General features: G+C 68.0%; 21 protein-coding genes. 11 read left to right on the forward strand and 10 right to left on the reverse strand.

Going from position 1 to position 22,416, the window contains the following annotated elements:
- From E8A74_RS28730 to E8A74_RS28755, 6 genes are all read left to right on the forward strand, one after another.
- A complete protein-coding gene (locus E8A74_RS28730; protein ID WP_136932279.1) occupies nucleotides 1–1,152 on the forward strand; it encodes a glycosyltransferase in 1,152 nt (383 codons plus the stop codon).
- On the forward strand, nucleotides 1,149–1,595 hold the full coding sequence (locus tag E8A74_RS28735; protein ID WP_136932280.1) for a glycosyltransferase family protein: 447 nt from the start codon (nucleotides 1,149–1,151) through the stop codon (nucleotides 1,593–1,595). The genes E8A74_RS28730 and E8A74_RS28735 overlap by 4 nt, the downstream gene beginning before the upstream one ends.
- Nucleotides 1,592–2,170, forward strand: coding sequence for a glycosyltransferase (locus E8A74_RS28740; protein WP_170229451.1), 579 nt, complete (start codon nucleotides 1,592–1,594; stop codon nucleotides 2,168–2,170). Before E8A74_RS28735 ends, E8A74_RS28740 begins: the two co-directional genes overlap by 4 nt.
- Nucleotides 2,171–2,333: 163 nt before the next feature.
- Nucleotides 2,334–3,101: a class I SAM-dependent methyltransferase gene (locus E8A74_RS28745; RefSeq protein ID WP_170229452.1), complete on the forward strand. Its 768-nt coding sequence runs from the start codon at nucleotides 2,334–2,336 to the stop codon at nucleotides 3,099–3,101.
- Nucleotides 3,102–3,159: 58 nt separating this feature from the next.
- Entirely contained in the window at nucleotides 3,160–4,428 is a 1,269-nt protein-coding gene (locus E8A74_RS28750; protein ID WP_136932283.1) for an AAA family ATPase, read from the forward strand.
- Nucleotides 4,425–6,620: a metallophosphoesterase family protein gene (locus tag E8A74_RS28755; protein ID WP_136932284.1), complete on the forward strand. Its 2,196-nt coding sequence runs from the start codon at nucleotides 4,425–4,427 to the stop codon at nucleotides 6,618–6,620. Before E8A74_RS28750 ends, E8A74_RS28755 begins: the two co-directional genes overlap by 4 nt.
- An 11-nt stretch (nucleotides 6,621–6,631) precedes the next feature.
- On the opposite strand, the gene E8A74_RS28760 is transcribed toward E8A74_RS28755, so the two are convergent.
- The 3 genes from E8A74_RS28760 to E8A74_RS28770 form a co-directional block, all read right to left on the reverse strand.
- Nucleotides 6,632–7,270, reverse strand: a complete 639-nt coding sequence (locus E8A74_RS28760) for a hypothetical protein (RefSeq protein WP_136932285.1) — start codon at nucleotides 7,268–7,270, stop codon at nucleotides 6,632–6,634.
- 103 nt (nucleotides 7,271–7,373) lie between these two features.
- On the reverse strand, nucleotides 7,374–7,958 hold the full coding sequence (locus tag E8A74_RS28765) for a Uma2 family endonuclease (protein ID WP_136932286.1): 585 nt from the start codon (nucleotides 7,956–7,958) through the stop codon (nucleotides 7,374–7,376).
- 44 nt (nucleotides 7,959–8,002) lie between these two features.
- The gene (locus E8A74_RS28770) at nucleotides 8,003–9,757 is read right to left on the reverse strand and encodes a carbamoyltransferase family protein (RefSeq protein ID WP_136932287.1); all 1,755 of its coding nucleotides are present in this window, start codon (nucleotides 9,755–9,757) and stop codon (nucleotides 8,003–8,005) included.
- A 100-nt stretch (nucleotides 9,758–9,857) separates the two neighbouring features.
- Here E8A74_RS28770 and E8A74_RS28775 point away from each other — a divergent pair, with 100 nt between their 5' ends.
- Genes E8A74_RS28775 through E8A74_RS28790 form a run of 4 tightly spaced genes read left to right on the forward strand, consistent with a single transcriptional unit; the run spans nucleotide 9,858 to nucleotide 14,513 of the window.
- Complete coding sequence (locus E8A74_RS28775; RefSeq protein ID WP_136932288.1) at nucleotides 9,858–11,090, forward strand: glycosyltransferase family 4 protein; 1,233 nt, start codon at nucleotides 9,858–9,860, stop codon at nucleotides 11,088–11,090.
- A 55-nt stretch (nucleotides 11,091–11,145) separates the two neighbouring features.
- Entirely contained in the window at nucleotides 11,146–12,666 is a 1,521-nt protein-coding gene (locus E8A74_RS28780) for a glycosyltransferase family 4 protein (protein WP_170229453.1), read from the forward strand.
- A 55-nt stretch (nucleotides 12,667–12,721) separates the two neighbouring features.
- Nucleotides 12,722–13,471: a polysaccharide deacetylase family protein gene (locus E8A74_RS28785; RefSeq protein WP_136932290.1), complete on the forward strand. Its 750-nt coding sequence runs from the start codon at nucleotides 12,722–12,724 to the stop codon at nucleotides 13,469–13,471.
- A gap of 7 nt (nucleotides 13,472–13,478) precedes the next feature.
- Nucleotides 13,479–14,513 (forward strand): GNAT family N-acetyltransferase, encoded by a 1,035-nt coding sequence (locus tag E8A74_RS28790; protein ID WP_136932291.1) that lies wholly within the window; start codon nucleotides 13,479–13,481, stop codon nucleotides 14,511–14,513.
- A 111-nt stretch (nucleotides 14,514–14,624) separates the two neighbouring features.
- Here the strand turns inward: E8A74_RS28790 and E8A74_RS28795 are convergent, their stop codons facing one another.
- Entirely contained in the window at nucleotides 14,625–16,940 is a 2,316-nt protein-coding gene (locus tag E8A74_RS28795; RefSeq protein ID WP_232379785.1) for a GumC family protein, read from the reverse strand.
- A 164-nt stretch (nucleotides 16,941–17,104) separates the two neighbouring features.
- Between E8A74_RS28795 and E8A74_RS28800 the strand changes: the two genes are divergently transcribed.
- On the forward strand, nucleotides 17,105–17,368 hold the full coding sequence (locus tag E8A74_RS28800) for a hypothetical protein (RefSeq protein WP_136932292.1): 264 nt from the start codon (nucleotides 17,105–17,107) through the stop codon (nucleotides 17,366–17,368).
- Here the strand turns inward: E8A74_RS28800 and E8A74_RS28805 are convergent.
- The 6 genes from E8A74_RS28805 to E8A74_RS28830 are packed head-to-tail and all read right to left on the reverse strand — an operon-like array spanning nucleotide 17,365 to nucleotide 22,385.
- A complete protein-coding gene (locus tag E8A74_RS28805; RefSeq protein WP_136932293.1) occupies nucleotides 17,365–17,727 on the reverse strand; it encodes a 2Fe-2S iron-sulfur cluster-binding protein in 363 nt (120 codons plus the stop codon). The two genes, E8A74_RS28800 and E8A74_RS28805, sit on opposite strands and share 4 nt — an antisense overlap.
- Nucleotides 17,727–19,685 (reverse strand): Fe-S protein assembly chaperone HscA, encoded by a 1,959-nt coding sequence (gene hscA, locus E8A74_RS28810; protein ID WP_136932294.1) that lies wholly within the window; start codon nucleotides 19,683–19,685, stop codon nucleotides 17,727–17,729. Before hscA ends, E8A74_RS28805 begins: the two co-directional genes overlap by 1 nt.
- A gap of 15 nt (nucleotides 19,686–19,700) precedes the next feature.
- Nucleotides 19,701–20,231: a Fe-S protein assembly co-chaperone HscB gene (gene hscB / locus E8A74_RS28815; protein ID WP_136932295.1), complete on the reverse strand. Its 531-nt coding sequence runs from the start codon at nucleotides 20,229–20,231 to the stop codon at nucleotides 19,701–19,703.
- A 52-nt stretch (nucleotides 20,232–20,283) separates the two neighbouring features.
- The gene (locus E8A74_RS28820; RefSeq protein WP_136932296.1) at nucleotides 20,284–20,703 is read right to left on the reverse strand and encodes a HesB/IscA family protein; all 420 of its coding nucleotides are present in this window, start codon (nucleotides 20,701–20,703) and stop codon (nucleotides 20,284–20,286) included.
- A 35-nt stretch (nucleotides 20,704–20,738) separates the two neighbouring features.
- The gene (iscU, locus tag E8A74_RS28825; RefSeq protein ID WP_136932297.1) at nucleotides 20,739–21,143 is read right to left on the reverse strand and encodes a Fe-S cluster assembly scaffold IscU; all 405 of its coding nucleotides are present in this window, start codon (nucleotides 21,141–21,143) and stop codon (nucleotides 20,739–20,741) included.
- Between the two features lie 24 nt (nucleotides 21,144–21,167).
- The gene (locus tag E8A74_RS28830) at nucleotides 21,168–22,385 is read right to left on the reverse strand and encodes an IscS subfamily cysteine desulfurase (RefSeq protein ID WP_211365468.1); all 1,218 of its coding nucleotides are present in this window, start codon (nucleotides 22,383–22,385) and stop codon (nucleotides 21,168–21,170) included.
- Nucleotides 22,386–22,416: the final 31 nt, after the last annotated feature.

Consider the following 22,416-nt stretch of genomic DNA (forward strand, 5'->3'; position numbering starts at 1 on the left):
ATGTCCCTCCGCGTCCTCCACGTCATTCCGAGCTTCTGGCCCGCGACGCGGTATGGCGGGCCGATCGAAGGCGTGCTTCGTCTTTGCCAGCGCCTCCTCGGCCTCGGCGTGACGGTCGAGGTTGTCACGACGGACGCCGACGGCGCGGGGGATCTCGCCGTACCCCACGCAGAAAAAACGCTCGCCGAAGGCGTGCCCGTCCGGTATTTTCCGCGCAGGCCTCGCACGCGGTTCGCCGTCTCCGCGCCGCTCGCGCTCCACCTTGCCCGGGAGATCCTGCGCTGGGATCTGGTCCATGTCACGGCCCTGTTCTCGTTTTCGTCGGCCGCGGCCATGGCCCTCGCGCGGCGCGCGGGTGTGCCCGCGGTCCTCTCGCCGCAGGGCACGCTGATGCCGTGGGCCATCGGCTCGAAGCGCTGGAAAAAGGCTCCCTATTTCGAGCTCGTCGAGCGAAAAAACGTCCTCTCCGCCGCGGGCGTGCACGCGACGAGCGACGAGGAGGCGCGCGAGATCCTCCGCCACGTCCCCGGCGCGCGTACATTTGTCGTACCCAATGGCGTCGATGTGCCCGATGTGCTCCCCGACGTGCCGCGCGAGAAGGCGCGAATCGTTTTTTTGGGCCGCATCCATCCGGTGAAGGGGTTCGACGTGCTCGTGCCCGCGCTCGCACGCGTCGCCGCCGTCCTGCCCGAGGTGGAGACGCTCGTCGCGGGCCCGGACGAAGATGGCGAACAAGCACGCGTCGAGGCGCTGCTCGCCCGCGTCACGCCCCGTCCCCGCGTGCAGTTTCTCGGGCCTGTGTACGGGAGGGAAAAACAGGCGCTCCTCGCTTCGGCCACGGTCCTCGTGTTGCCCTCGCACGGCGAGAACTTCGGCATCGTCGTGGCCGAGGCGCTCGCCGCGGGTACACCCGTCGTCGTGAGCAAGGCTTGTCCCTGGAAGATCCTGGAAGAGCGCGGCGCGGGTGCGTGGGTCGAGAATACGCCCGAGCGTGTCGCCGAGGCGCTGCTTTTGATCCTCGAAGACCCCGCGCGGGCCCGGCGCATGGGAGAAACGGGGCGCGCCGTGGCCGCGGGGTTCGGCTGGAACGCCATTGCAGAGCAGATGCTCGGGCAATACGAGGCCCTCGCCCTGCGCGGGAGGCGATCATGAAAATCCTCGTCGTCTCCTCGGTCGGTGGTCACCTGACCGAGATCATGCAGCTCGCCCCGGTCCTCGCGGGCCATGAGGTCGTCCTCGTCCTCAACGACGAGGCCGCATTGCCAGATTTTCCGTTCGCCCGGGTCTACCGCATCGCGCACGCCGAGCGAGACGCGCGCGTGCTCTTCAACCTGCTCGAAGCCGCGCGGATCCTGCGGCACGAGGATCCCGACATCGTGCTCTCGGCCGGCGCGGGCCCGGCGGTCCCGGTCGCGCTCGTGGCGCGGCTCGGCACGCGGGCGCGGATCGTGTTCGTCGAGACGGCCGCGGCGATCGTCCGCCCGACGCTCACGGGCCGCCTGATGGCGCCGCTCGCGCACCATTTCTTTTATCAATGGGACACGCTCGCGCGGTTCTTCCCGCGGGCCGAGAAGGCGAGCATTCATTTCGGATGAGGATCTTCGTCACCGTCGGCAATGCGCTCGTGCCCTTCGACCGGCTGCTCGGCTGGGTCGACGAGGCCACGTCGGCGCTCGACGTGCCCGTGGAAGGCCTTTGCCAGCACGGGCCGAGCCGGGTTCGCCCGCGTGCGCTCGCGCCACGCGAGCACCTCTCCCGCGCTGAATTCGAGCGCGAAATGGATCAGGCCGACGTGGTCGTCTGCCACGCGGGCGTCGGCACGCTCTCCGATGCCCTCCGCCGCGGCCATCGCCCGATCGTCGCCCCGCGCCGCGCCGGGTTCGGCGAGATCGTGAACGACCACCAGCTCGAAATCGTCACGGCCCTCGGGCAAGAAGGGCGGATCGAGGTCGCCGAGGATGCCGAATCCCTGCGCGCGGCGCTCTTGCGCTATGCGCGGGGCGAGGCGCGGCGGGGTCCTCCGCGGGACGAGGATCCTGCGCGGCTCTTGCCCGTGGCCCGCGCGATCGCCGAAGGTCCGGCCCGCGCGCGTACGCCGCTCCTTGGAAACCTCGCCATGAGCGCGCTCGCGGCGCTCGGTCCGCGGCTCGATCGGCTGCGCGTGCGATGAAACCACGCGCTTGCCCCCGCGCCGCGCTCCCGCTACGTTTGGCGGCGCGATGAGCATGACCCGCGAAACCACGCGTTCCGCGTGCCGAATCTGCGGGGCGCGTGGAGCGCCGGAGGAGTCCTTCGAGGAGATCGCCTGTTTCCGCTGCGCCACCTGCGGCACCGTGCAATCGAACGTTCTGCCCACGGTGGAGGAGCTGGCAAAACATTACGCTGGTTTTTCGGAGAGCTACACCGCGGGCATGGGCGCCGAACGGTTCGCCCGCGAGATGCCGAAGCGCCACGCCGCGAAGCTCGCGCTCGTGCGTCGACACCAGCCGAAGGGCCGCCTGCTCGACGTCGGCTGCGGGGAAGGTGGGTTCCTCTCGCAGGCCCTCGAAGCCGGCTTCGACGCCGTCGGATGTGATTACTCCGTGCGGAAGGAATATGCACCCGGGGTCCAAGTTTTTCCGGGCAACCTCGACGCGGAAGGGGGCTTGCCGTTCGAGGACGGAAGCTTCGACGCCGTCACGTCCTGGGCCGTGATCGAGCACGTCCGCGACCCGCACGCGGCGATGCGCGAGGTGCGCCGCGTCCTCAAGCCGGGCGGTTTTTTCTTTTGCGACACGCCCCTCTGCGGCGACGCCTCGGAGCGCGACGTCGCGGCGCGCTCGCACTGGTTCTGCCCGCCCGAGCACATTCACGTGTTCTCGTACGGGTCGCTCTCGCGCCTCGTCTGGGCCGCGGGCCTCGACGTCGTGTATTCGACGCCCTCGTTCGAGCGCTCGGCGCCCAGGTACGTCGCGCGGCGCCTGCGCAACGTGCTCGTCGGCGTCGTCCTCGGGCGCGCGCTGCGCCATTTCGACGCGGACGCGTGGGAGCGCCGCAGGCAGCGCGTGGTCACGCAGATCGGCGACATCCAGCTCCTCGTCGCGCAGAAGCCGCGGGGCTGACCGTGTCGCCCGCTTGCCCCCCGGCCGCGAGGCCGCTAGTTTCATCCGAGGTGCCGGCATGAGCCCCGATCCTCGAGCGAAATTCCGCGCGCTGACCCGGGTCTTCGATCCGATTTACCGGCCGTACCTCGACGCGGACGACGGCCCCGGCTCCTCGTACGTCCCGGAAGCGCACGAGCACTATCGCGCCGAGCTCGAAGCCGCGCTCGATCTGAACGACAACGCGAAGCTCCTGCTCGCCGGCCAGCCCGGATGCGGCAAAACCACGCTCCTGCTCAGCATCGCCCACCGGCTGCGGCGCGAGGGGCGGCTCGTCGCGTTCGTCGACCTCGAAGCACAGACGGCCGTGCAGGACCTCGGCTCGCTGGAGATGTACCTTGCCGCCAAGGCCGAGCTCGTCGCGGAGGTGAAACAAGCGGGAATCAGCCTCTCGGAGAAGACGACCGAGATGCTGCGCAGCGCCCTCGAACGCCTGCTCGGCTCGCCCGTCACGCCCGACCTCGACGCCCTCGGCGCCGCGCTGCGCCGGCTGCTCTCCACGGTGCGCGAGAGCAAGCTCTTGCGCGACGAGCTGCGCCGGCAAATCAAGGAATCGGGGTTCGAGCCGATCGATATGCTGGCCGGCCTGCTCGACGACCTCGAAGAACACAGCCCCGTCGTGCTGCTCGACGGCCTCGACAAACTCCCGCCCGTGCAGGCACGCGACGCGTTCCTCGGCGACGAGAAGAAGCCGATGGTCGAGGCGCCGGGCGCGGCGATTCTGACGATCCCGATTTCGCTGATTTACGAGCCCACGTTCAACGTCCTCTCCGAGCGGTACAACAACGCGGGCAGCGCGGTCTTGCCCGCGGTTCGTCTCTACGATCTCAACCCGCACACGAACACGCGGCGGCGCTCCGAGCAGGGCGTGAGCATCATGCGCCGCATCGTGGAGGCGCGCGTCGAGCCGATCGACGCGCGAATCGTGATGCCCGAGGCCGTCGAGCGCGCCATCGTGGGCTCGGGCGGCAACATCCGCGAGCTCGCGCGGCTCCTCCAATCGAGCGTCGTGAAGGCGCACGTCCGCCGCGGCACGTTCATCGAGGAGCAAGACGTCGCCGCGGCGATCGCCGACCAGCGCGAATCGTTCCGCCGCGCGTACGATCCACGCTTCTTGTCGGTGCTCGAAAAGGTGCGGCGCGAGTTCCGGCTCGAAGGCCAGGGCGACGTGACGAAGCAGCTCCTCTACGGGCTCTGGGTGATCGAATATCGCAATGGCATCGCCTGGTATTCGCTGCCCGATCCCGTCGAGCAGCTCCTCCGGCAAATGGAGACCTGGGCCGGATGACGCCGGAAGCGCGCATCGAGGAGCTCTCGGCGAGGCTCTCGCTGGCGCAGGGTTCGCCGTCCTTGCTCGTCGTGGTGGCCGAATCCGACGCGACGCTCGACGAGGCGCGCGGTCTGCTCGTGGGCATTTTGCAGCGAGCGCCGATGCACATGGAGGACCTCGGCGCGTGTGACGTCGACATGGGCCCGGCGCGCTGGGTGGAGCTGACGCACGAGCGCGCGGCCGACGCTTACGTGCTTTCCGCTGCGCCGTGGGGCCCCTTCAGCGGCGGCGCGTTCGCGGGCCTCCTGAACGCCGAACGCGAGTTCTTGCGGCGGCTCGCCGGCCCCGTGCTGCTCGTCGTCTCCCGCGAGACGGAGCGAATCCTCCGGCAAAAGGCGCCCGATTTCTTCACGTGGGCCGCGCGGACGTACGAGCTGCCCGCGCCCGCGGAGCTCGTCGCGATGGCCCGAAAGCTCGGCGCCTTGCCCGAGCGCGCGCCGGGCGTGCCCTCGGAAGAACCGCCCCTTCGATTCCTCCACCTCTCGGACCTCCATTTGAGGCCCCAGCGGGTGAAGCGATACGATCAGGACCGCGTGCTCCGCGGCCTCGTCGATTTCCTCGCGCAGGACCGCGCGCGGTTCCCGCTCGATCTGATCTTCGTGACGGGCGACCTCGCCCACAGCGGCAAACCCGACGAGTTCGCGCTCGTGGTCGATCTCTTCGAGCACCTCCTCGAGGTGACGGGCGTCGCGCCCTCCCATTTCTTTGTCGTCCCCGGCAACCACGACGTCGACCGCGACGTGGGCCGCTGGCTCCGGCGCACGCTCGACAAGGACGAGGAGGCGATTGCATTCTTCGAGGACGAGCACGCAAGGCGGTTCCACATGCAGAAGCTCGAAGCCTATCGCGCGGCGCTCGCGCCGCTGCTCGGGCAAGATCGCGCGCTCGGGCTCGGCGTCGGCGCGCATGCGGTGGAGGTCGTGACGGTGCGCGGGGTGCGGATCGCGGTGGCGTCGTTCAATTCGGCGTTTTTCGCGCAGGGCGACGACGATCACGGAAAGCTCTGGCTCGGCGAGCCGAACGTGGACCGCGCCAGTGATCGCATCACCGACGAGGGCGCGCGGGCCGCGATCGCGCTCATGCACCATCCGTTCGAAGAGCTGCACGAGCTGGAACGCGACATCATCGAGCACCGCTTCGAACGCCTCTTCGACCTCGTGCTGCGCGGCCACATGCACCAGCCGAAGAGCCGCGGCATTGCCTCGCAGCGCGGGGGGTTCGTCGAGCTCGCGGCTCCGTCGGCCTACCAGGGCAGCCCGTGGCCGAATGGCTGCCTGCTCGGCGAGCTTCGGCCGCGCTCGGGCAAGGTGCGAATCACCCCGTACACGTACGCCTCGGGCGCGGATCCCTGGGTGCTTGATACCAAGGTGTTCCCCGACGACGCGAAGGACGGCTACGCGCACACGTTCGGCGTACCCGAAAAGAAACGGACGCCGAGCACCTTGCGAAGGCATCTGGCCCGGGCAACGGAAGAGGCCGTGGAAGCGGCGCCGGAGGCCGTGCAAAGGCAGGTGGCGAAGGAGCTCGGCATCGAGGCGCCGAGCAGCCGGATGTCGAAAGCGGTGGCGAAGAAGGTCGCGCGTGCCGCGGCGGCGAAGGTGGACGATCCGGCGTTGCTCGCGAACGTGGTGGACGAACGGCGCATGAGCACGGCGCTGAGCAAGACGGCTGCCGACGAGCTCGAAGCGGAAGGGTCGACGCGTATTCCGCGGTCGGATCCTCACTTCTTGGAGAAGGCGCTCGGGCGGGTGGCGGAGTTCATTCACCGCAAGCTCCGCGGCAAGGTGGCGAAGGATGCGGCCCGCGAGGAAATGCTCGTGCAGCTCATCGCCACGGCGCTGAGCCACGTGGTGGATGGGCCCGTCTCCGTGGAGCGCTCGTTCCCCGAGGCGACGCGGCCGGACATTTTCATCGGAAATCCGAACGATGTCCCGGCGATCCGCTCGATCATCGAGGTGCATCTGTTACGGAGGATCGGGGACGCTCTGCCAAAACAATTCGAACAGATTGAGCGCTGCTTGCAGAGCGGCGAAGTCGCGCACGGCGCGCTCGTGGTGGTTCACACGGGCGAGGGTGATGAGGAGGCGCGCATCGAGCACGAGAAGACCGCGGCTGGGCGGGAGGTCCTCGTGTTGCATTTGTTCTGGTAGAAACGCCCTGCTCAGAATGAAAGGGCAAACCCGTCCGCCGTGGGCATGAAGCGGACCTTGTTCTCGTCCTTCCGCGCCGCGCTCGTTGGTTTGTCTGGGCTCGACGAGCGCGTCGCCACGAAGACGATGCCGACGATGGTGAGCGGCAACCCGACGAGCATGGCCGTTCCGCCCGTCGAGATGAGCACGATGCCGAGCGGGTCCTTGCCCTTGTCCCGCACCCGATCGATGCCCCACGCGAGGCTCGCGGTGCCCATCCCGAGCGTGACGGCGCCGCCGATCAGGAGCCCCACGCCCGACGAGCGCTTCTTCTTCTTCTTTTGCTTCGGCCGGCGCAGCCGCTCGACGTCGACGTCGACGGGGACCACGGAGACGGAGGGCGCCTGCGGGAGGTCGATCGTCACCGAGGCGCACGCGCAAAGCGAGAAGATGCCTCGCGAATCGCAGGTCTGCGTGCCCGGCCGCCCATCCTGGCAGGCGCAACGAGCCTGCGCGCCGGGCCTGCACATCCGCGGCCCCGCTGCGAGGAACGTGGGATCGTAGGTGAACGGCGCGGCAGGCGCCGCGGGCGAAGGCTCCTCCGCGCGCACGAGCGACGTGAGCGTCAGGAGCGCGGCGACCATCAAGCAAATACCAAGCGATCTCGCCATGATGCCATTCCTCGGCGGATATGCGATATCGCACGGTACCACGAAGCGGACGGGCGGCGCAATCTCGCGCCGCGTCACGCGGCCTGGAGCTGCGCAAAGCTGATCAGGAGACGAGCTCGGGCTCCTCGAAGGCTCCGCGATAGACCGAATCCACGGACAGCGCGCAGCCGATCGATACGAGGTCGATCGACCCGCTCTCCGCCTCGTGCAAAACCCAAGCGCCTTCGTCCGCTCGACGGTAGACCTCGATGAGCTTGGTTTGGTGCGAGATGAGCACGTATTCACGGAGCGAGGGGATCCGTCGATAGTGCGCGAATTTTTGGCCGCGGTCGTAGGCCTCGGTGCTCTCCGAGAGGATCTCCACGAGCACGATGGGATTCACGACGCCGTTCTTGTCCTCGGCATCCACCTGGAGCTTGCCACAGACGACGCTGACGTCGGGGTAGGTCGATAAGCCGGTCGCTTGGATCCGGATGCGAACGTCTGCGGGATGCACGCGGCAAGGGCGCCCTTCGAGCTGGTTGCCGAGCGCCCGAAGCACGTTCCCCGCGAGGAGTCCGTGGTCCGGTGTGCCACCGGCCATGTCGTAGATCTGTCCGTCCAGGAACTCGTGCTTCGTCTCGCTCGCCTCTTCGAGGGCAAGGTACTCGGCAAACGTGACCTTCAGCTTCCCCGCCGGCTCCGCCATGACCGAACCTCCACGCACTACGTAGCACGCCCGCCCCTTCGCCGTCAGCCCCCCTCGCCGCCCGGTTTTTCCAGCCAGAACGACCCGATCCCCAGCGCATCCATCTTCGTGCGCCGATAACAATCGATCGCCTCGTCCGGCGTGTGCACGATCGGCTCGTTCTCATTGAACGACGTGTTGAGCAAAACCGGGATCCCCGTCTTCTCCTCGAACACCCCGAGCAAGTCGTAATAGAGTTCATTATCGGCCCGCCGCACCGTCTGCACGCGGCCCGTGCCGTCCTCGTGCGTGATCGCCGATAGTTTGTCCTTCCATTCCGGTCGGACCTTGTAGACGATGATCATGAACGGCACCTCGTGATCCCCGCGGAAACAGGTGCTCAGCTTTTCGAGCCGAATGACGGGCGCGAACGGGCGGAAGGGCTCGCGGTTCTTGATGCGCGCGTTCAGCGTGGCCTTCATTCCCGGCCAGCCGGGATGGCACAGAATGCTCCGGTTGCCGAGCGCGCGCGGGCCCCATTCCTCGCGGCCCTGGAACCAGCCGACGATCTTGCCCTCGGAGAGCGCCTGCGCAGCCGCCGCGAGCAAACCATCCCGGCCGAGCTTCTTGAATGGGAGGCCCGAATGCACGAGCGCCGTTTCGATCTCATGGTCCTGGAAGCTCGTGCCCCAGTACGCATGCCGCACCTCGGGCGTCCGCGCCTCGCCGTGCACGCCGTGCTTCACCCAAAGCGCCGCGCCCACGGCCGTGCCGTCGTCCGAGGCCGCAGGCTGGAAATAAGCCCGGTCGACCCAGCCCTCGGTGATCATCCGACCATTGCCCACCGAATTCAGCACCGACCCGCCCGCCATCGCCACGCTGCGCACGCCCGTCCGCTCGACCGCGTCCCCCACGAGCGCGAGGTAGATCTCCTCGAATCGCGTCTGCAGCGACGCCGCGATGTCCCGCTCCCGATCCGTGATCGGCTCCCCGCGCCGCCGCGCAGGGCCGAAGAGCGAGGCCATCGCGTCCGACCAGAGCCGAGGGACCTGGATCTCCGCGCCCTCCACGGTCTCCATCCCCTCGCTCGTCTTGTGGTGCCGAAACCAGGTCAAATCGAGCCGGATGCCCTGCTCCGGATGAAAACGCACGATGCGCCGCATCTCCCGGGCGAATCGATTGACGCCGTACGCCGACAGACCCATCACCTTGTATTCCTCGCCGAACTTGTCGAAGCCGAGGAACTGGCAGATGGCCGTGTAAAACACGCCGAGCGAGTGAGGCCAGAGGTTCTTTCGCAGGACCTCGATGCGATTGCCCTCGCAAAGGCCGACGAGGCTCGTCGCGAAATCACCCGCGCCGTCGCAGGTGATCGTCGTCGCCCGGTCGAACGGAGACCAGTAATACGCGCTCGCCGCGTGGGCGAGGTGATGCTCGACCCGGTGGAATTTCGCCCGAATCGAGGCCTCCGGGACGCCAAGCGCCTCGGCCACGAGGTCCCCGCTCGTCGCGACCTCGCGGTGCACCGCGAGCCGCTTCACCGCGCTCGGGACGCCCGTGAACGGCCTCGATGCGATGAACGCGACCTTCGCCGCCACGTTCGCCCGCGGATCCCGCGCGACCGCGATGTCGGTGATGTCCTCGGGCGTCGCCCCCGCGAGGCGCAGGACCTCTGCCACGGCGAGGCGCGGAAAACCTGCGCAGTGCTTTTTCCGGTTGATCCTCTCCTCGGCGATCGCCGCCAGGATGCCCCCCTCACCGAGGAGCGCCGCCGACGCATCCCCGTGGGCCGAATTGATGCCCAAGACCAGACGAGACATTCATTTCTCCGTTGCGCCCAGGCCGCGCGGAGGCGAAAGGTAACGACCAAAAGCGGGCAACGTCAAGCCGGCGCGGCCCGCGCCCGCAGGATCCCTTCGCATGCGCGTCGTCGCCGTCAACCAGTTTTATGCCCCCGACCACGCCGCCACCTCGCAGCTCCTCACCGAGCTCTGCGAGGACCTCGCCGCCGCGGGCGACGAGGTGACGGTCATTGCGAGCCGCGGCGGATACCTCGGCGGCGAAGCGCTCCCCGCCCGCGAACTCCGGCGCGGCGTCGACGTCGTCCGCCCCTACGCCACGCGCTTCGGCAAGGCCACGATGGCCGGCCGCCTCGCCGATTACCTGTCGTTCTGGGCCACGAGCGTGCTCGCCGCCGCCCTCGAAGCCAAACCCGACGTGCTGCTCGTGCTCACGACGCCGCCCATGATCGCCGCCGGCGGCGCGCTCGTCGCCCTCGCGCGCCGCTTGCCGCTCGTCACGTGGGTGCAGGACGTCTATCCGGAGGCGGCGATCCAGCTCGGTTATCTCGCGCCCCGTGGCCTCGCGTCGCTCGCGTTGCTCGGCCTCGGCCGCGCCACGCACCACGCCGCCGCCCGCATCGTCGCGCTCTCCGAAGGCATGGCCGACCGCCTCGTCGCGCAAGGCGCGCCCCGCGAGCGCATCCGCGTCCTGCCGAACTGGTCCGACGGCCGCCTCGTGTCGCCGCGCGGACGCGAGGACCATCCTTTCCGAAAAACCCACGGTTTGGACGGACGATTTCTGGCGATGTACAGCGGCAACCTCGGCATCGGCCACGACGTACGGACCTTCGTCGAGGCCGCGCGACGCTTGAAAGACCGCCTGCCCGAGCTCGTCATGCTCTTCATCGGCGACGGCGTGCGACGCGCCGAGGCCGAGGCGCTCGCGAAGGGCCTCGAAAACGTGCGTTTCCTGCCGTATCAGCCCCACGACGCGATCGGCGAGAGCCTCTCGGCCGCGGACGTACATCTCGTCTCGCTGCGCGAGGATCTCGAAGGCCTGCTCGTCCCAAGCAAGCTCTACGGCGCGCTCGCCGCGGGGAGGCCTGTGATCTACCTCGGACCGCCGCGTTGCGAAGTCGCCCGCGTGGTGCACGAGCACGATCTCGGCTGGACCGGCCGCCCCGGCGACGTCGAGGGCCTATGCCACGCGCTCGAAGATGCGGTGACGCGAAGAACGTCCTGGGATGAAAAGGGCGCGCGGGCCCGCAGGATCTTCGACGAACGTTACGATCGTCCCGTATCCTCGGCCCGCTTCCGCGCCCTGTTGGAGGAGGCGTCGAAAGAGCCGCCGCCGCTCGCGCAGCGCGCTTGAATGTGGCAAGCCCACCGAACAACCAAGATCCAGCGATGATGGGAGGCATCGGATCATGAGGACCTACCTGGCGGCGTTCGCGTTCTCGGCGCTCGTCAGTGGGATCCTCACGCCGCTCGTGCGCCTCCTCGCATTCCGTCTTGGTGCGGTCGCGCGGCCCGGTGGAAGGCACGTGCATCGCCACGAGACGCCCAGGCTCGGCGGCCTCGCGATTTTCGTGGGGTTCTTCGCGCCGCTCGTGGGCCTCTTTTTCGTCCAATCGGTGGTGGCGCAGGCGTTCACGCAGGACGTCCGCAAGGTCATCGGCCTCTTCGCGGGCGGCGCGATCCTCTGCGGCGTGGGGGCGATCGACGACACGCGGGGCCTCCGCGCGCTGCACAAGCTTTATGCGCAGGTCGTGGTGGCGGTGCTCGCGTTCGCCTGCGGATTTCGGATCGATGCGATTTCCTTGCCCTTCGTGGGCGAGCTCTCGATGGGCATCTTCGCCCTGCCCGTCACGGTGCTCTGGATCGTGGGCATCGTGAATGCGGTGAACCTCATCGACGGGCTCGACGGGCTCGCCGCGGGCGTGGTGTTTTTCGCGGCCCTGACGAATTTCGTCGTCGCGTATCTGTCGTTCGGCACGCTGCCGGCGCTCTTCATGGCGACGATGATGGGCGCGATCATCGGGTTTCTTTTTTACAACTTCAACCCCGCGCGTATCTTCATGGGCGACTCGGGGAGTTATTTCCTCGGGTACGTCATCGCTGCGACGTCGCTCATCGGCGCGACGCAAAAGGCGTCGACCGCGGTCTCGCTCCTCGTGCCGGTGGTGGCGCTCGGCGTGCCGATCTTCGACACGCTCTTCGCGATGGTGCGCCGCTGGCTCGAACGGCGGCCGCTCTTCTCGCCGGATCGCGGGCACATCCATCACCGCCTGCTCGACATGGGCATCACGCACCGCCGCGCGGTGCTCCTCATTTACGGCGTGAGCGTGCTGCTCACGGTGGCGGCGATCGGAATCTCGCTCGGCCGGAGCTGGCAGGTGGGGCTCGCGCTCGTGGCGAGCAGCGTGGTGTTCATCGGGCTCGTGCGCGCCGTGGGGTATTTCGAGCAAGCCCACGGGCGCAGGCGACAAAAAGAGCGGCTCCGCTCGCGCGACAGCGAGATCCTGCGGCGCCTCCTGCCGCGGCTCCCCGCGCGCTTCGAGGCGGCGCGATCGGAGGCCGACGTGCTCGCCGCGCTCGGGCTCTTCGGGCTCGAAGGACAACTCGCGTACGTCGAGATTCTCCCTGTGGCCGGCGGCGAACCGACGGCGTATCGCTGGACGAACCCGACGGACGACGATCCCTACGGCCGGGACGTGGTGTCCGCGCGTTATCCGATCGGCCGGGACGACGCGGCGCGCGCGGAGCTGAAATTCGGCCTGCGCAGCGATTTCGGCGACGTCTCGCCGCAAACCGAGGTGCTCCTCCAGGTCGTGACGGACATGGTGGAGGCGAGCCTCACGCGCGTAAAGAGCCACCTCGCGCCGCGGGTGCTGGCGGAAGCGGCGACGGCCGAAGCGCCGGCGCTGGAGGCCACGTCGGGGACGTGAGCACGCCGAGGAGAAGGCTTGACGGCCGCTTTCGGATCGCCAAGGCTGCCCCGCGGTGATTCTGCTTTATCATCATCTCCTGCCCGAGGACGACGACGCAGGATTCTCCGCCGAAGATGGGCTCACGTTCCGGCACAGCCCCGAGGCGTTCCGATTTCACCTGGAGGAGCTCCAGCGGCGAGGCTATCGGTTCGGCTCGCTCGATCAGCTCGTTCGTCAGCTCGACGACGGCATCACGGAGGACGATCGGTCGGCGTTCGTGACCTTCGACGACGGCTGGCGGAACCAGCACGAATACGCGCTGCCGATCCTGCGAGCGCTCGGAATTTCCGCGACGTTTTTCGTCACGACGGACCACCTGCGCCAGGGGGTTTCCTGCGCGAAGCGAATGGGGCCCGCGGAATTGCGGGCGCTCGTGGACGCGGGCATGACGATCGGTTCGCACACGCGGACGCACCCGGATCTCGCGCGACTCGACGAAACACGCCTGGAAGACGAGCTGCGCGGCAGCCGGCAGGACCTCGAGGATTTGCTCGGCAAACCCGTCACATTGTTCGCGTATCCGGGCGGCTCGCTCTCCGCGCGCGTGGTCCGCGCCGTGCGCCACGCCGGTTACGAGGCCGCATGTTGTAGCTTCGGACCGGCGCGGAACGACGCCACCTCGCTCTTCTGGATGTATCGCGACGTGATCAGCGCGTCGATGCGCAGCCCGCGGGATCGTTATCGTCTCTCGCCCCTCGCGCGGCAGCTCCTCACGTTCCGCGTTGAACGCCGCTTGCGCGCGAGCCTGCACCGTCGCGCCTGAGGAGCCCATGACGAAGCCTTTGATTCGTGCCGTCACGCGCGACGAGGTCCGAGAGCACGTCGCCTCGTTCGCGTTGCTCCACGGCGTGCGGCCGGAGGAATTCGACGCCGATTTCATGGTCTGGTGGTTCTTCCAGAACCCCACACACGAGGGGCTGCTCGCAGGCGCGTTCGACGGCGACAGGCTGGTCGGCTACGTGGGGTTCGCCGCGCAGCACCTTCGCGTGCAGGGGCGGCGCGTCTCCGCCGCGATCCTGAGCAGCGCGTTCACGCATCCCGACTACCGCGGCAAAGGGCTCTTCCAGCGATTGATCCGGTTCCTCGTCGAGGCCGCGGCCACACGTGGCCACGAAGCCGTCTTCGGCTGGCCCAACGAAACGGCGCTGCGGATCTATCTGGGCCGCCTCGGCTTCTCGGCGATGTTCCCCGTGGACCGCTCCGCCCGTCCGGTGTCGTGGGGCCCGCTCGGCGCGCGATTCGGTCCGCAGGGCGTCTTCGCCGCGGAATGCGCAGGCGCCGCGTTCGATCGAATGCTGCCGCTGCGCCTCGGGCGCTACCGGTACGAGATCGGGCCTCCGGGCGAGCACGAATGGCAAGGCTTCATGGCGAGGGTGCTCGCCGCCTCCGATTGCATGCTCGAACGCCCGCACGCCTACGTCCGCTGGCGCCTGTCGCGCCCGCGGCGCGAATACATCGAGGTGCTGCTCCGCGACGAGGCGGGCGTGCTCCGCGCCTGGGCTTCGGCCCGCCTGCCCATTCCGGACGAGCCGCCGCGGCTGCACGTCGGTGATTCTCTCGTCGACCCATGGAGCCGCGGCGCGCTCCGGGCGCTGTTTGCGGCCTGCGCCATGGAGGCCCGGCACCGCGGCCTCGAACAGGTCTATACGATCGCACGCTCGGCCCGGCTCGGGAGCTCGCTCGCCGCGCTGGGTTTCCTATCGAGACGCTCCACGACGCCCATCGTGGCGATCGCGACGTCGAACGCGGATCTCTCGCTCTATCAGGGGTGGGAATACCGCGACGCCGACATGGACATGTTCTGAGCCACGTTTGGGCGGTTCGCCGTTATCGGGGATTCACGCTGGAGAAGGGGTCCAAGGCGACGAAGGCCGCTGCGACGAGGAAGGCGCCCCGGGCCGCGGATGCCGGCCGATTCAAGCCGGCGGAGCGCTCCCTGCGCCTTGCTCGTCCTCGGCGGCCGCTTTTGCCCGCGCCGCCTTCCGCGCGGGCCGCGCCGCCGCCGCGTCCTCGCCCTCGTAATACCCTTCGCGACGGTAGTAATAGTATCGATACTTGTATTCGTCACGATTGAAATTCACGGCGTTGAGCACCGCGCCCGCCTTCGTCGCGCTGATGTCCTGCAGCGCGCGCACCGCGTGCCGCGCGAGGTCCTTCGTCGTCTTGAAGGCGCGCACGACGAGCACCGTGCCGTCGACGAGCGTGGAGAGCACGGCCGCGTCCGTGACTGGCACGATCGGCGGGCTGTCGATGATCACGCGGTCGAAGCGCTTCTTCACGTCGTCGAGGAACTTCTTGAACTTCTCGCTGTGGAGCAGCTCCGCCGGATTGGGCGGGATCGGGCCGGCGGGGATGACCGACAGGTTCGGCACGTCCGTCTCGAGCACGGCCTCGTCGAGCGAATCTTCCAGCATCGCCGTGGTCACGCCGACCTCGGAGGTCTTCCGGAAGACGCGGTGCACGCGCGGCCGGCGCAGATCACAATCGATGAGCGCGACCTTCTGCCCCGCCTGGGCCATGACGATCGCAATACACGTGGCCACCGTGGTCTTGCCCTCCGAAGGCCCTGCGCTCGTGATGAGCAGCGTGCGGTAGGGTTTGTCGGGGGCCATGAAGAGCAGGTTCGTCCGAATGGTGCGCGCCGCCTCGGCGATGCCGCTCGTCGGCTGCTCGTGCACGATGAGCTCGGAGTTCATCACGCGCACGGGTTTGCCCCGCTGCCGCCGCGGCGAATGCGCTCCGGGCTTCCCGCCCTCATCGATCTCGGGCAGGAGGCCGAGGAAGGGCAAGCCGAGGTCTTTTTCGACCTCGTCGGGCGTCTTCAAGCTGCGATCGAGGAGCCCACGCGCGAGCGCCGTCGCAATGCCGAGGAGGACGCCCAAGAACACGCCGATCGCAATGCTGCGCGTCACCTGTGGCCGCACCGGCGCACGCGGGACGAGCGGCCGATCGAGGACGCGGATGTTGTTCACGCGGAGGACACGCGCGAGATCGCTCTCCTTCGTGCGTTCGAGGACGAGCGAATAAAGCTTTTCGTTGTTCTCTTTCGAGCGGCGGAGGCGGTTGTATTCGATTTCGAGCAGGTTCAGGTCGAGCGCCTGCTTCTTCGACCGCTCGAAGAGCCCCGAGAGGCCCGCCTCCTGACGCTTCAGGACGGCGAGATCCTTGTCGAGGGCGCGCTGGATGTTCTTCACCTCGGCGAGCAAGGCCTTTTTCGCCGCATCGGCCCGCGCGTCGGCCTCCTTCACGTCGGGGTAATTGCGCCCCTTGCCCTCGCCGAGCAGGCCGTCCCGCGTGCGAATCGCCTCCTCGTACGAGGTCCGGAGGCCCATCAAGACATGGCTCTCCAAGAGCTCGCTCGCCGGCAAATCCGTGGGGTTTTCCCCCTTCACCTTCGCGAGCTCGTCCCGCCGCGCCTGGAACTCTTCTTTTCGCGTCCGGACCGTCGTCAGCGTGTCATTGAGCTGCTTCATCTCCTCGCGCAGCATGTTCGACTGGTCGTCGATCGCGACGGAGAGGATGTTCTTGGTCTCCTTGTACTCGTGCAGCGCCATTTCGCTCGACTCGAGGTCGACCTTGAGTTTGTCGAGCTGGCTGCGCAGCCAATCCGCGGCCGTCGCGGTCGAGGTCACCGCGTCGTCGAGGTTTTGCTGGACGTACGTATCGACGAGGACATTCAGAATACGCTGGGCGCGCTGCGGATCGGCGTCCTCGAGCTTGATCACGGCGAGCCGGCTCTCCTTGACCGGATCGACCTTGATCCGACTTCGGAGCACCTCCGCCGCGATTTCCTCGGGTACGCTCGCGTCCGGCGAGGGCGTGCCCGGCGGGAGGTTGCCGAGAAAGCCGCCGTCGTGCTGGAGCCCGAGCTCGCTCACGACGGCCGTCGTGACCTTCATCGATTGGATGATCTTGTATTGGGTCTCGTAATACTCGCGGTTGTCCCAGAAGCTGCCCGAGCCGAGGTCCACGATGTTCTCGACCTTCTGGCCGAGGGGACGCGGCGGGTTCGGGTCGAAGAGGATCGTGGACTGCGCCTGGTAGATTTTGACCTGGCCGAGCGTGTTGAACGTCGCCGCGAGCGAGACCACGAGCGCCGCGCCGAGCGCCGTAGACCAATACTTGCGGACCATCTGCCAGACGACGGCAGGGCTCAGGGCCCCCTCGGGCGCGCGCTCCACGGCCTGGGTCGGCTTGGGCGTCAGGGTCGAGGTTCCAGGTGCGTCCGTCACGGTGGCCAATGGAAGGGCGGCCGAGCTGGCCGGCTCCGCCTAAGGTGCGCCCACGCCCCCAGATGTTCAAGCGGGCCGCGATCGCGGGAGGAGCTTACTCCCTGGCAAGGATCGCGGCCGAAAATTGGGGGGATCGGGGGTGGGCGGGCTACGGTCGGCCCAGCGTGCTCGGTGATCTCGTCAAGCGCCTGGTGAACGGCGTGGTGCTCCTGCTCGGGAGCCTCGCGTTTTTCCTCGTCCCCGTCGGGAGCAAGACGTCGGCGCAGCACGTCGTGGCGATCTTCTCCACGAAGCCGGCGCGTGAAGCCGCGCAGGCCTTCGCCCACGCGGCGCGCGACCTCGCCCACGAGGTGGCCGCGAACGTCGAACGAGCGAAGCGCGCCCCGGCCCTGCCCGACGCGAAGCCAAAGCCCGCGAGCGAGCGTTAGCCCTTCTTCTTGCGCGGGTCCGTGTACTGCGGGTGCTCGTTGTAGAAGGCGTCGAGGCTCTCGCGCGTGATCTCGGCCTCGATGTCGCCCTCGCGCTGGATCTTCGCCTGGCAGCCGAGCCGCGAGTTCAGCCGTACGTCGAAGGCCTTGTCGAGGATGTCCTCCTCTTCCTCTTCCGCCTCGGAGAGCAGCTCTTTGCCGCGCAACACGTAGACGTGACACGTCGAGCACGCGCACACGCCGCCGCACGCCGAGCCCTCGGGCGCCTCGACCTTGCGCGCCGCTTCGAGGAGCGAAGTCCCGACCGGGACCTCGACGTCGTACGTCGATCCGTGCGCCAAAAACCGTACCTTTGCCATCAGCTCCCCGTCCCGGAGGCATCGCCGTCCGGTGCATTGTGCCCCGCATGCTCGGCGAGGTGCGCCTCGACGCCCCTCGCCTTCGCCACGGTGCCTTCGATCGCCGTCACGTCCTTGCCCGCGATCGCCCGAGCGATCGCGCGATCCATGCGCCTGCCGGCCCAGCCGTGCGTGACGTCGTCGAGGACCTCGGTGCGGCCGCGGATGATCGCAGCGCGCGTCCCACGGATGGCCTCTTCAAGCCCGGCGAGCGCTTCATCGATGCGCGCGCGCTCCTCGTCGCCTTCGAGCAAGTCGGCGTCGGCGACGAGCGCCTTCTTCGTGGCGAGCACGACACGCTCGGCCTCGACGCGCGCCTCGATGAGCTGACGTTTTTCGAGGTCCTCCTCGCCGTGATCGAGCGCGGCCATGAGCATCGTCTCGACCTCCTCGTCCGTGAGGCCGTAGCTCGGCTTGACCTCGACCTTCTGCTCGACGCCCGTCGTGAGCTCGTTCGCGGTGACGCTGAGGAGCCCGTCCGCATCCACGCGAAACGTGACTTCGAGCCGCGCGAGGCCCGCGGGCATGGGCGGGATTCCTTTGAGGACAAATCGAGCGAGGGAGCGGCAGTCGATCGCGAGCTCGCGCTCTCCCTGGACGATGTGCAGGTCGAAGCCGGTCTGGTTGTCGGCGTACGTGGTGAAGGTTTGTCGCGCGCCGGCCGGGATCGTGGTGTTGCGCGGGAGGATCTTCTCGACGACGCCGCCCATCGTTTCGAGGCCGAGCGAGAGCGGCAGGACGTCGAGCAGGAGGATCTCGTCGGCGCGCTCCTTCGTTCCGGCGAGGATGTCGGCCTGGATCGCCGCGCCGAGCGCGACGACCTCCTCGGGATCGAGGTCGCAGAGCGGCGGCTTGCCGAAGAGTTTTTCCACGTACTGCCGCACGTACGGCACGCGGGTCGAGCCGCCGACGAGGATGACGCCGTCGAGCTCGTCGGCCGACACGCCCGCGTCGCGGAGCGCGCGCCGGCAAGCGACGCCCGTGCGCTCGACGATCGGTTTGATCAGCGCGTCGAACTCGGCCCGCGTGACGGCGAGCTTGCGCGTGCCGCCCGTGACCTCGATCTCCGCCTCGACACGATCGGTCTCGGTGAGCCCGTGCTTGATCTTGCGCGCCGTATCGAGCGCGAGCCGCACGAGCTCGCGAGGGCGGTTCTCCACTGGAACACCGAGGTCGTGGAGCAATCGCTCGGCGAGCGCGCGATCCATGTCGTCGCCGCCGAGCGCGCTGTCGCCGCCGGTCGAGCGCACCTGGAAGACGCCGTCGTCGAGCAGGAGGATCGTGACGTCGAAGGTGCCGCCGCCGAGGTCGTACACGGCGAACAGGCCGTTCTTCTGCTTTTCGAGGCCATACGCGAGCGCCGCGGCGGTCGGCTCGTTGAGGAGCCGAAGCACGTCGAGGCCCGCGAGCTTGCCCGCGTCCTTCGTTGCCTGTCGCTGCGCGTCGTCGAAGTACGCAGGCACGGTGATCACCACGCCGCCGACGGAGCGCAGCTCGTCCTCGGCGAGCGAACGGAGGACCTTGAGGACCTCGGCCGAGACCTCGACGGGCGTGACCGAGCGATCGCGGATCTTGAACCGCACGCTCTTCGCTTCCTCGGGCGTCTTCGGCTCGACGAACTCGTACGTGCCGAGCCTGCGCGTCTCGGGATCGTCAGCCCCGCGCCCCATGAAGCGCTTCACGCTGACGATGGTCTCGCGCGGGAAATCGACCGCGAGGCGCTGCGCATCCACGCCGACGATCACGCGGCCGCGTGGATCGTAGTGCACGACCGAAGGGACGAGCTTCTCCGCGTTGCAGTCGGTGATGACGACGGGCTTGCCGTCACGGACGCGCGCGACGAGCGAGTTCGTGGTGCCGAGGTCGATGCCGATCGGCCTCGGGGCCGCCTTGGGGTCGAAGATTTCGAGGAGAGCCATGAGGGCCTTTCAGAATCAGGAAGAGAGCTCTTCCTCGATCGCGCTCGCCTCGTCGAGGAAGCGCCGAAGATAACGGAGCTCGCCGAGCTCGGGCAGGACGACCGCGAGCTTCGTCGCGTCCGGATCGGACGCTGCAAACTGGCGACCCATCGACGCGAGCACCTCGCGCTCACGCCCGCGAATCGCCTCCGCGAGCGCACGAACGGCGTCGAGATCCTTCCGCCGCCGCGCATCCCCGAGCTCCTCGCGCCGCTCCATCATCTCCATCAGGAGATCAGGCGACGGCTTGGGCTCGGCGGTCTCCCCGACGGGCACGCCGGCGCGGCGAAGGAGCGCCTCGGCGCGGCGGATCGGGTCCTTCAGCACGCGGAAGGCGTCGTTCACTTCGATCGCGCGCGACAGGGACAAACGCCGCTCGGCCGCGGGCGCGCCCGCGTAACGGTCGGGGTGGAGCGCGCGCGAGAGGTCACGGTGCCGGCGCGCGAGGTCGTCCGGATCGAGGTCGAAGCGGGCCTCGACGCCCAGCGTCTGGAAGGGATCGATCATCGTGAGAGGAGCCGTGGGATGCAGCGTCCGCGCCGCGGCGGGAGGGGCCTGCTCAGCCGACGGTGAAGGAGTGGCCGCAGCCGCAACGGCTCGCTTCCTTGGGGTTCTTGAACTTGAAGCCCTGGAACATCAGGGTCTTCTCCCAGTCGAGCACCGAGCCGCCGAGGTAAAGGATGCTCTTCTTGTCGCAGTAGACGCGGACCGTGCTCTTGCCTTCCTCGGGGAACTCGAGGACGAGGTCGCCCTTGCGCGGGGCATCGTCGTCGAACTCGATGACGTACGAGAAACCCGAGCAGCCGCCGCCCCGGATCCCGATGCGGATCGCAGCGTCGGGCGTGCCGCGCTTGGCGAGGTTCGTCCGCATCGCGTCGACCGCGGCCGACGTCACGCCGATCGTCTTCTTCGCATCGGTCGGCGCGGGCGCTCGCTGCTCCGTCTGGTTGCTCTGCGAAACTTCGCTGGTCGCGTTCATCGTACGTTCTCCGTCCGCCTTCCCGAAGGGCGCCGTCACTGTCCCGGGAGGGCCTTCTTTGCCGCCTGCTTCGACCGGAAGTCGGCGATCGCGCTCTTGATCGCGTCCTCGGCGAGCACCGAGCAGTGGATCTTCACCGGCGGCAGGTGGAGCTCCTCCGCGATCATGCTGTTCTTGATCTGCTCGGCCTCGTCGATCGTCTTGCCCTTGAGCCACTCGGTGGCGAGGGAGGAAGAGGCGATCGCCGAGCCGCAGCCGAACGTCTTGAACTTCGCGTCCTCGATGACCCCCGCGTCGCTCACCTTGATCTGCAGGCGCATCACGTCGCCGCACGCCGGAGCCCCGACGAGCCCCGTGCCGACGTGCTCGTCGTTCTTGTCGAGGGTGCCCACGTTGCGCGGGTTCTCGTAGTGCTCGATGACTTTCTCGCTGTATGCCATGGCTCGAAACTCTCCTACCTCAAATCAATGCGCGGCCCACTGCACGGAAGCGAGATCGATGCCTTCCTTGTGCATCTCGTAGAGCGGGGACATCTCGCGGAGCTTGTTTACCTTGCGGATCACGAGGTCGGCCACGTAGTCGACCTCCTCCTCGGTGGTGAAACGACCGAGGCCAAACCGAATCGACGAGTGGGCGAGGTCGTCGCCGATGCCCATCGCGTGCAGCACGTACGAAGGCTCGAGGCTCGCGCTCGTGCAAGCCGAGCCGCTCGACACCGCCACGTCCTTGATCGCCATGATCATGGCCTCGCCCTCGACGAACGCGAACGAGAGGTTGAGGTTGCCCGGGAGCCGGTGCTCGAGCGAGCCGTTCACGATGACCTCGTCGAGCTCGCTCGTGATGCGCCGGCGAAGTTTCTCGCGCAGCGCGAGGAGACGCTCGCTCTCCGCGCGTCCCTCCTCCAGCATGATCTCCGCGGCCCTGGCGAAGCCCACGATGCCCGGCACGTTCAGCGTGCCCGAGCGCATGCCGTACTCGTGCCCGCCGCCGTCCATCTGCGCGACGAGGCGCACGCGCGGCTTCGACCGACGCACGTAGAGCCCACCAACTCCTTTGGGCCCATACATCTTGTGCGCGGTGATCGAGGCGAGATCGACGTGCATCGCCTCGACGTCGAAGGGCACCTTGCCCACGCCCTGCACCGCGTCCGAGTGCAGAAGGACGCCGCGTGACCGCGTGATCTTGCCGATCTCCGCGATCGGCTGCACCGTGCCGACCTCGTTGTTCGCGAGCATCACCGAGACGAGGATCGTCTTGTCCGTGATCGCCTTCGCGACGTCGTCGGGATCGACGCGACCATCCTTGCCGACGGGCAGGTACGTCACTTCGTAGCCCTGCTTCTCCAGGCGCTTGCACGTGTCGAGCACGGCCTTGTGCTCGATCACCGTGGTGACGATGTGGTTGCCCTTCTCTTTGTAGAGCTCGGCGACGCCCTTGATCGCGAGGTTGTTGCTCTCGGTCGCGCCCGACGTGAAGACGATCTCCTTCGGGTTCGACGCGCCCACGAGCTTCGCCAGGATCTCCCGCGAGCGCGAGACCGCTTCCTCCGCCGTCCACCCGAACACGTGGCTCCGGCTGGCCGCGTTGCCAAACCGAGCGTTGAAATACGGCAGCATCGCCTCCACGACGCGCGGATCGACCGGCGTCGTGGCGTGGTAGTCCATGTAAATCGGGATCTGGATCGACATCGGTTTCGTCTCTCTTCGAAGCACC

This window comes from Polyangium fumosum, assembly GCF_005144585.1.
Classification (GTDB): Bacteria; Myxococcota_A; Polyangia; order Polyangiales; family Polyangiaceae; genus Polyangium; species Polyangium fumosum.

What these genes read in the sequence shown, in the direction of transcription:
- E8A74_RS28730 (WP_136932279.1), top strand. Translation starts at nt 1, where the DNA reads ATGTCCCTCCGCGTCCTCCACGTCATTCCGAGCTTCTGGCCCGCGACG.
- E8A74_RS28735 (WP_136932280.1), top strand. Translation starts at nt 1,149, where the DNA reads ATGAAAATCCTCGTCGTCTCCTCGGTCGGTGGTCACCTGACCGAGATC.
- E8A74_RS28740 (WP_170229451.1), top strand. Translation starts at nt 1,592, where the DNA reads ATGAGGATCTTCGTCACCGTCGGCAATGCGCTCGTGCCCTTCGACCGG.
- E8A74_RS28750 (WP_136932283.1), top strand. Translation starts at nt 3,160, where the DNA reads ATGAGCCCCGATCCTCGAGCGAAATTCCGCGCGCTGACCCGGGTCTTC.
- E8A74_RS28755 (WP_136932284.1), top strand. Translation starts at nt 4,425, where the DNA reads ATGACGCCGGAAGCGCGCATCGAGGAGCTCTCGGCGAGGCTCTCGCTG.
- E8A74_RS28760 (WP_136932285.1), bottom strand. Translation starts at nt 7,270, where the DNA reads ATGGCGAGATCGCTTGGTATTTGCTTGATGGTCGCCGCGCTCCTGACG.
- E8A74_RS28765 (WP_136932286.1), bottom strand. Translation starts at nt 7,958, where the DNA reads ATGGCGGAGCCGGCGGGGAAGCTGAAGGTCACGTTTGCCGAGTACCTT.
- E8A74_RS28770 (WP_136932287.1), bottom strand. Translation starts at nt 9,757, where the DNA reads ATGTCTCGTCTGGTCTTGGGCATCAATTCGGCCCACGGGGATGCGTCG.
- E8A74_RS28775 (WP_136932288.1), top strand. Translation starts at nt 9,858, where the DNA reads ATGCGCGTCGTCGCCGTCAACCAGTTTTATGCCCCCGACCACGCCGCC.
- E8A74_RS28780 (WP_170229453.1), top strand. Translation starts at nt 11,146, where the DNA reads ATGAGGACCTACCTGGCGGCGTTCGCGTTCTCGGCGCTCGTCAGTGGG.
- E8A74_RS28790 (WP_136932291.1), top strand. Translation starts at nt 13,479, where the DNA reads ATGACGAAGCCTTTGATTCGTGCCGTCACGCGCGACGAGGTCCGAGAG.
- E8A74_RS28805 (WP_136932293.1), bottom strand. Translation starts at nt 17,727, where the DNA reads ATGGCAAAGGTACGGTTTTTGGCGCACGGATCGACGTACGACGTCGAG.
- hscA (WP_136932294.1), bottom strand. Translation starts at nt 19,685, where the DNA reads ATGGCTCTCCTCGAAATCTTCGACCCCAAGGCGGCCCCGAGGCCGATC.
- hscB (WP_136932295.1), bottom strand. Translation starts at nt 20,231, where the DNA reads ATGATCGATCCCTTCCAGACGCTGGGCGTCGAGGCCCGCTTCGACCTC.
- E8A74_RS28820 (WP_136932296.1), bottom strand. Translation starts at nt 20,703, where the DNA reads ATGAACGCGACCAGCGAAGTTTCGCAGAGCAACCAGACGGAGCAGCGA.
- iscU (WP_136932297.1), bottom strand. Translation starts at nt 21,143, where the DNA reads ATGGCATACAGCGAGAAAGTCATCGAGCACTACGAGAACCCGCGCAAC.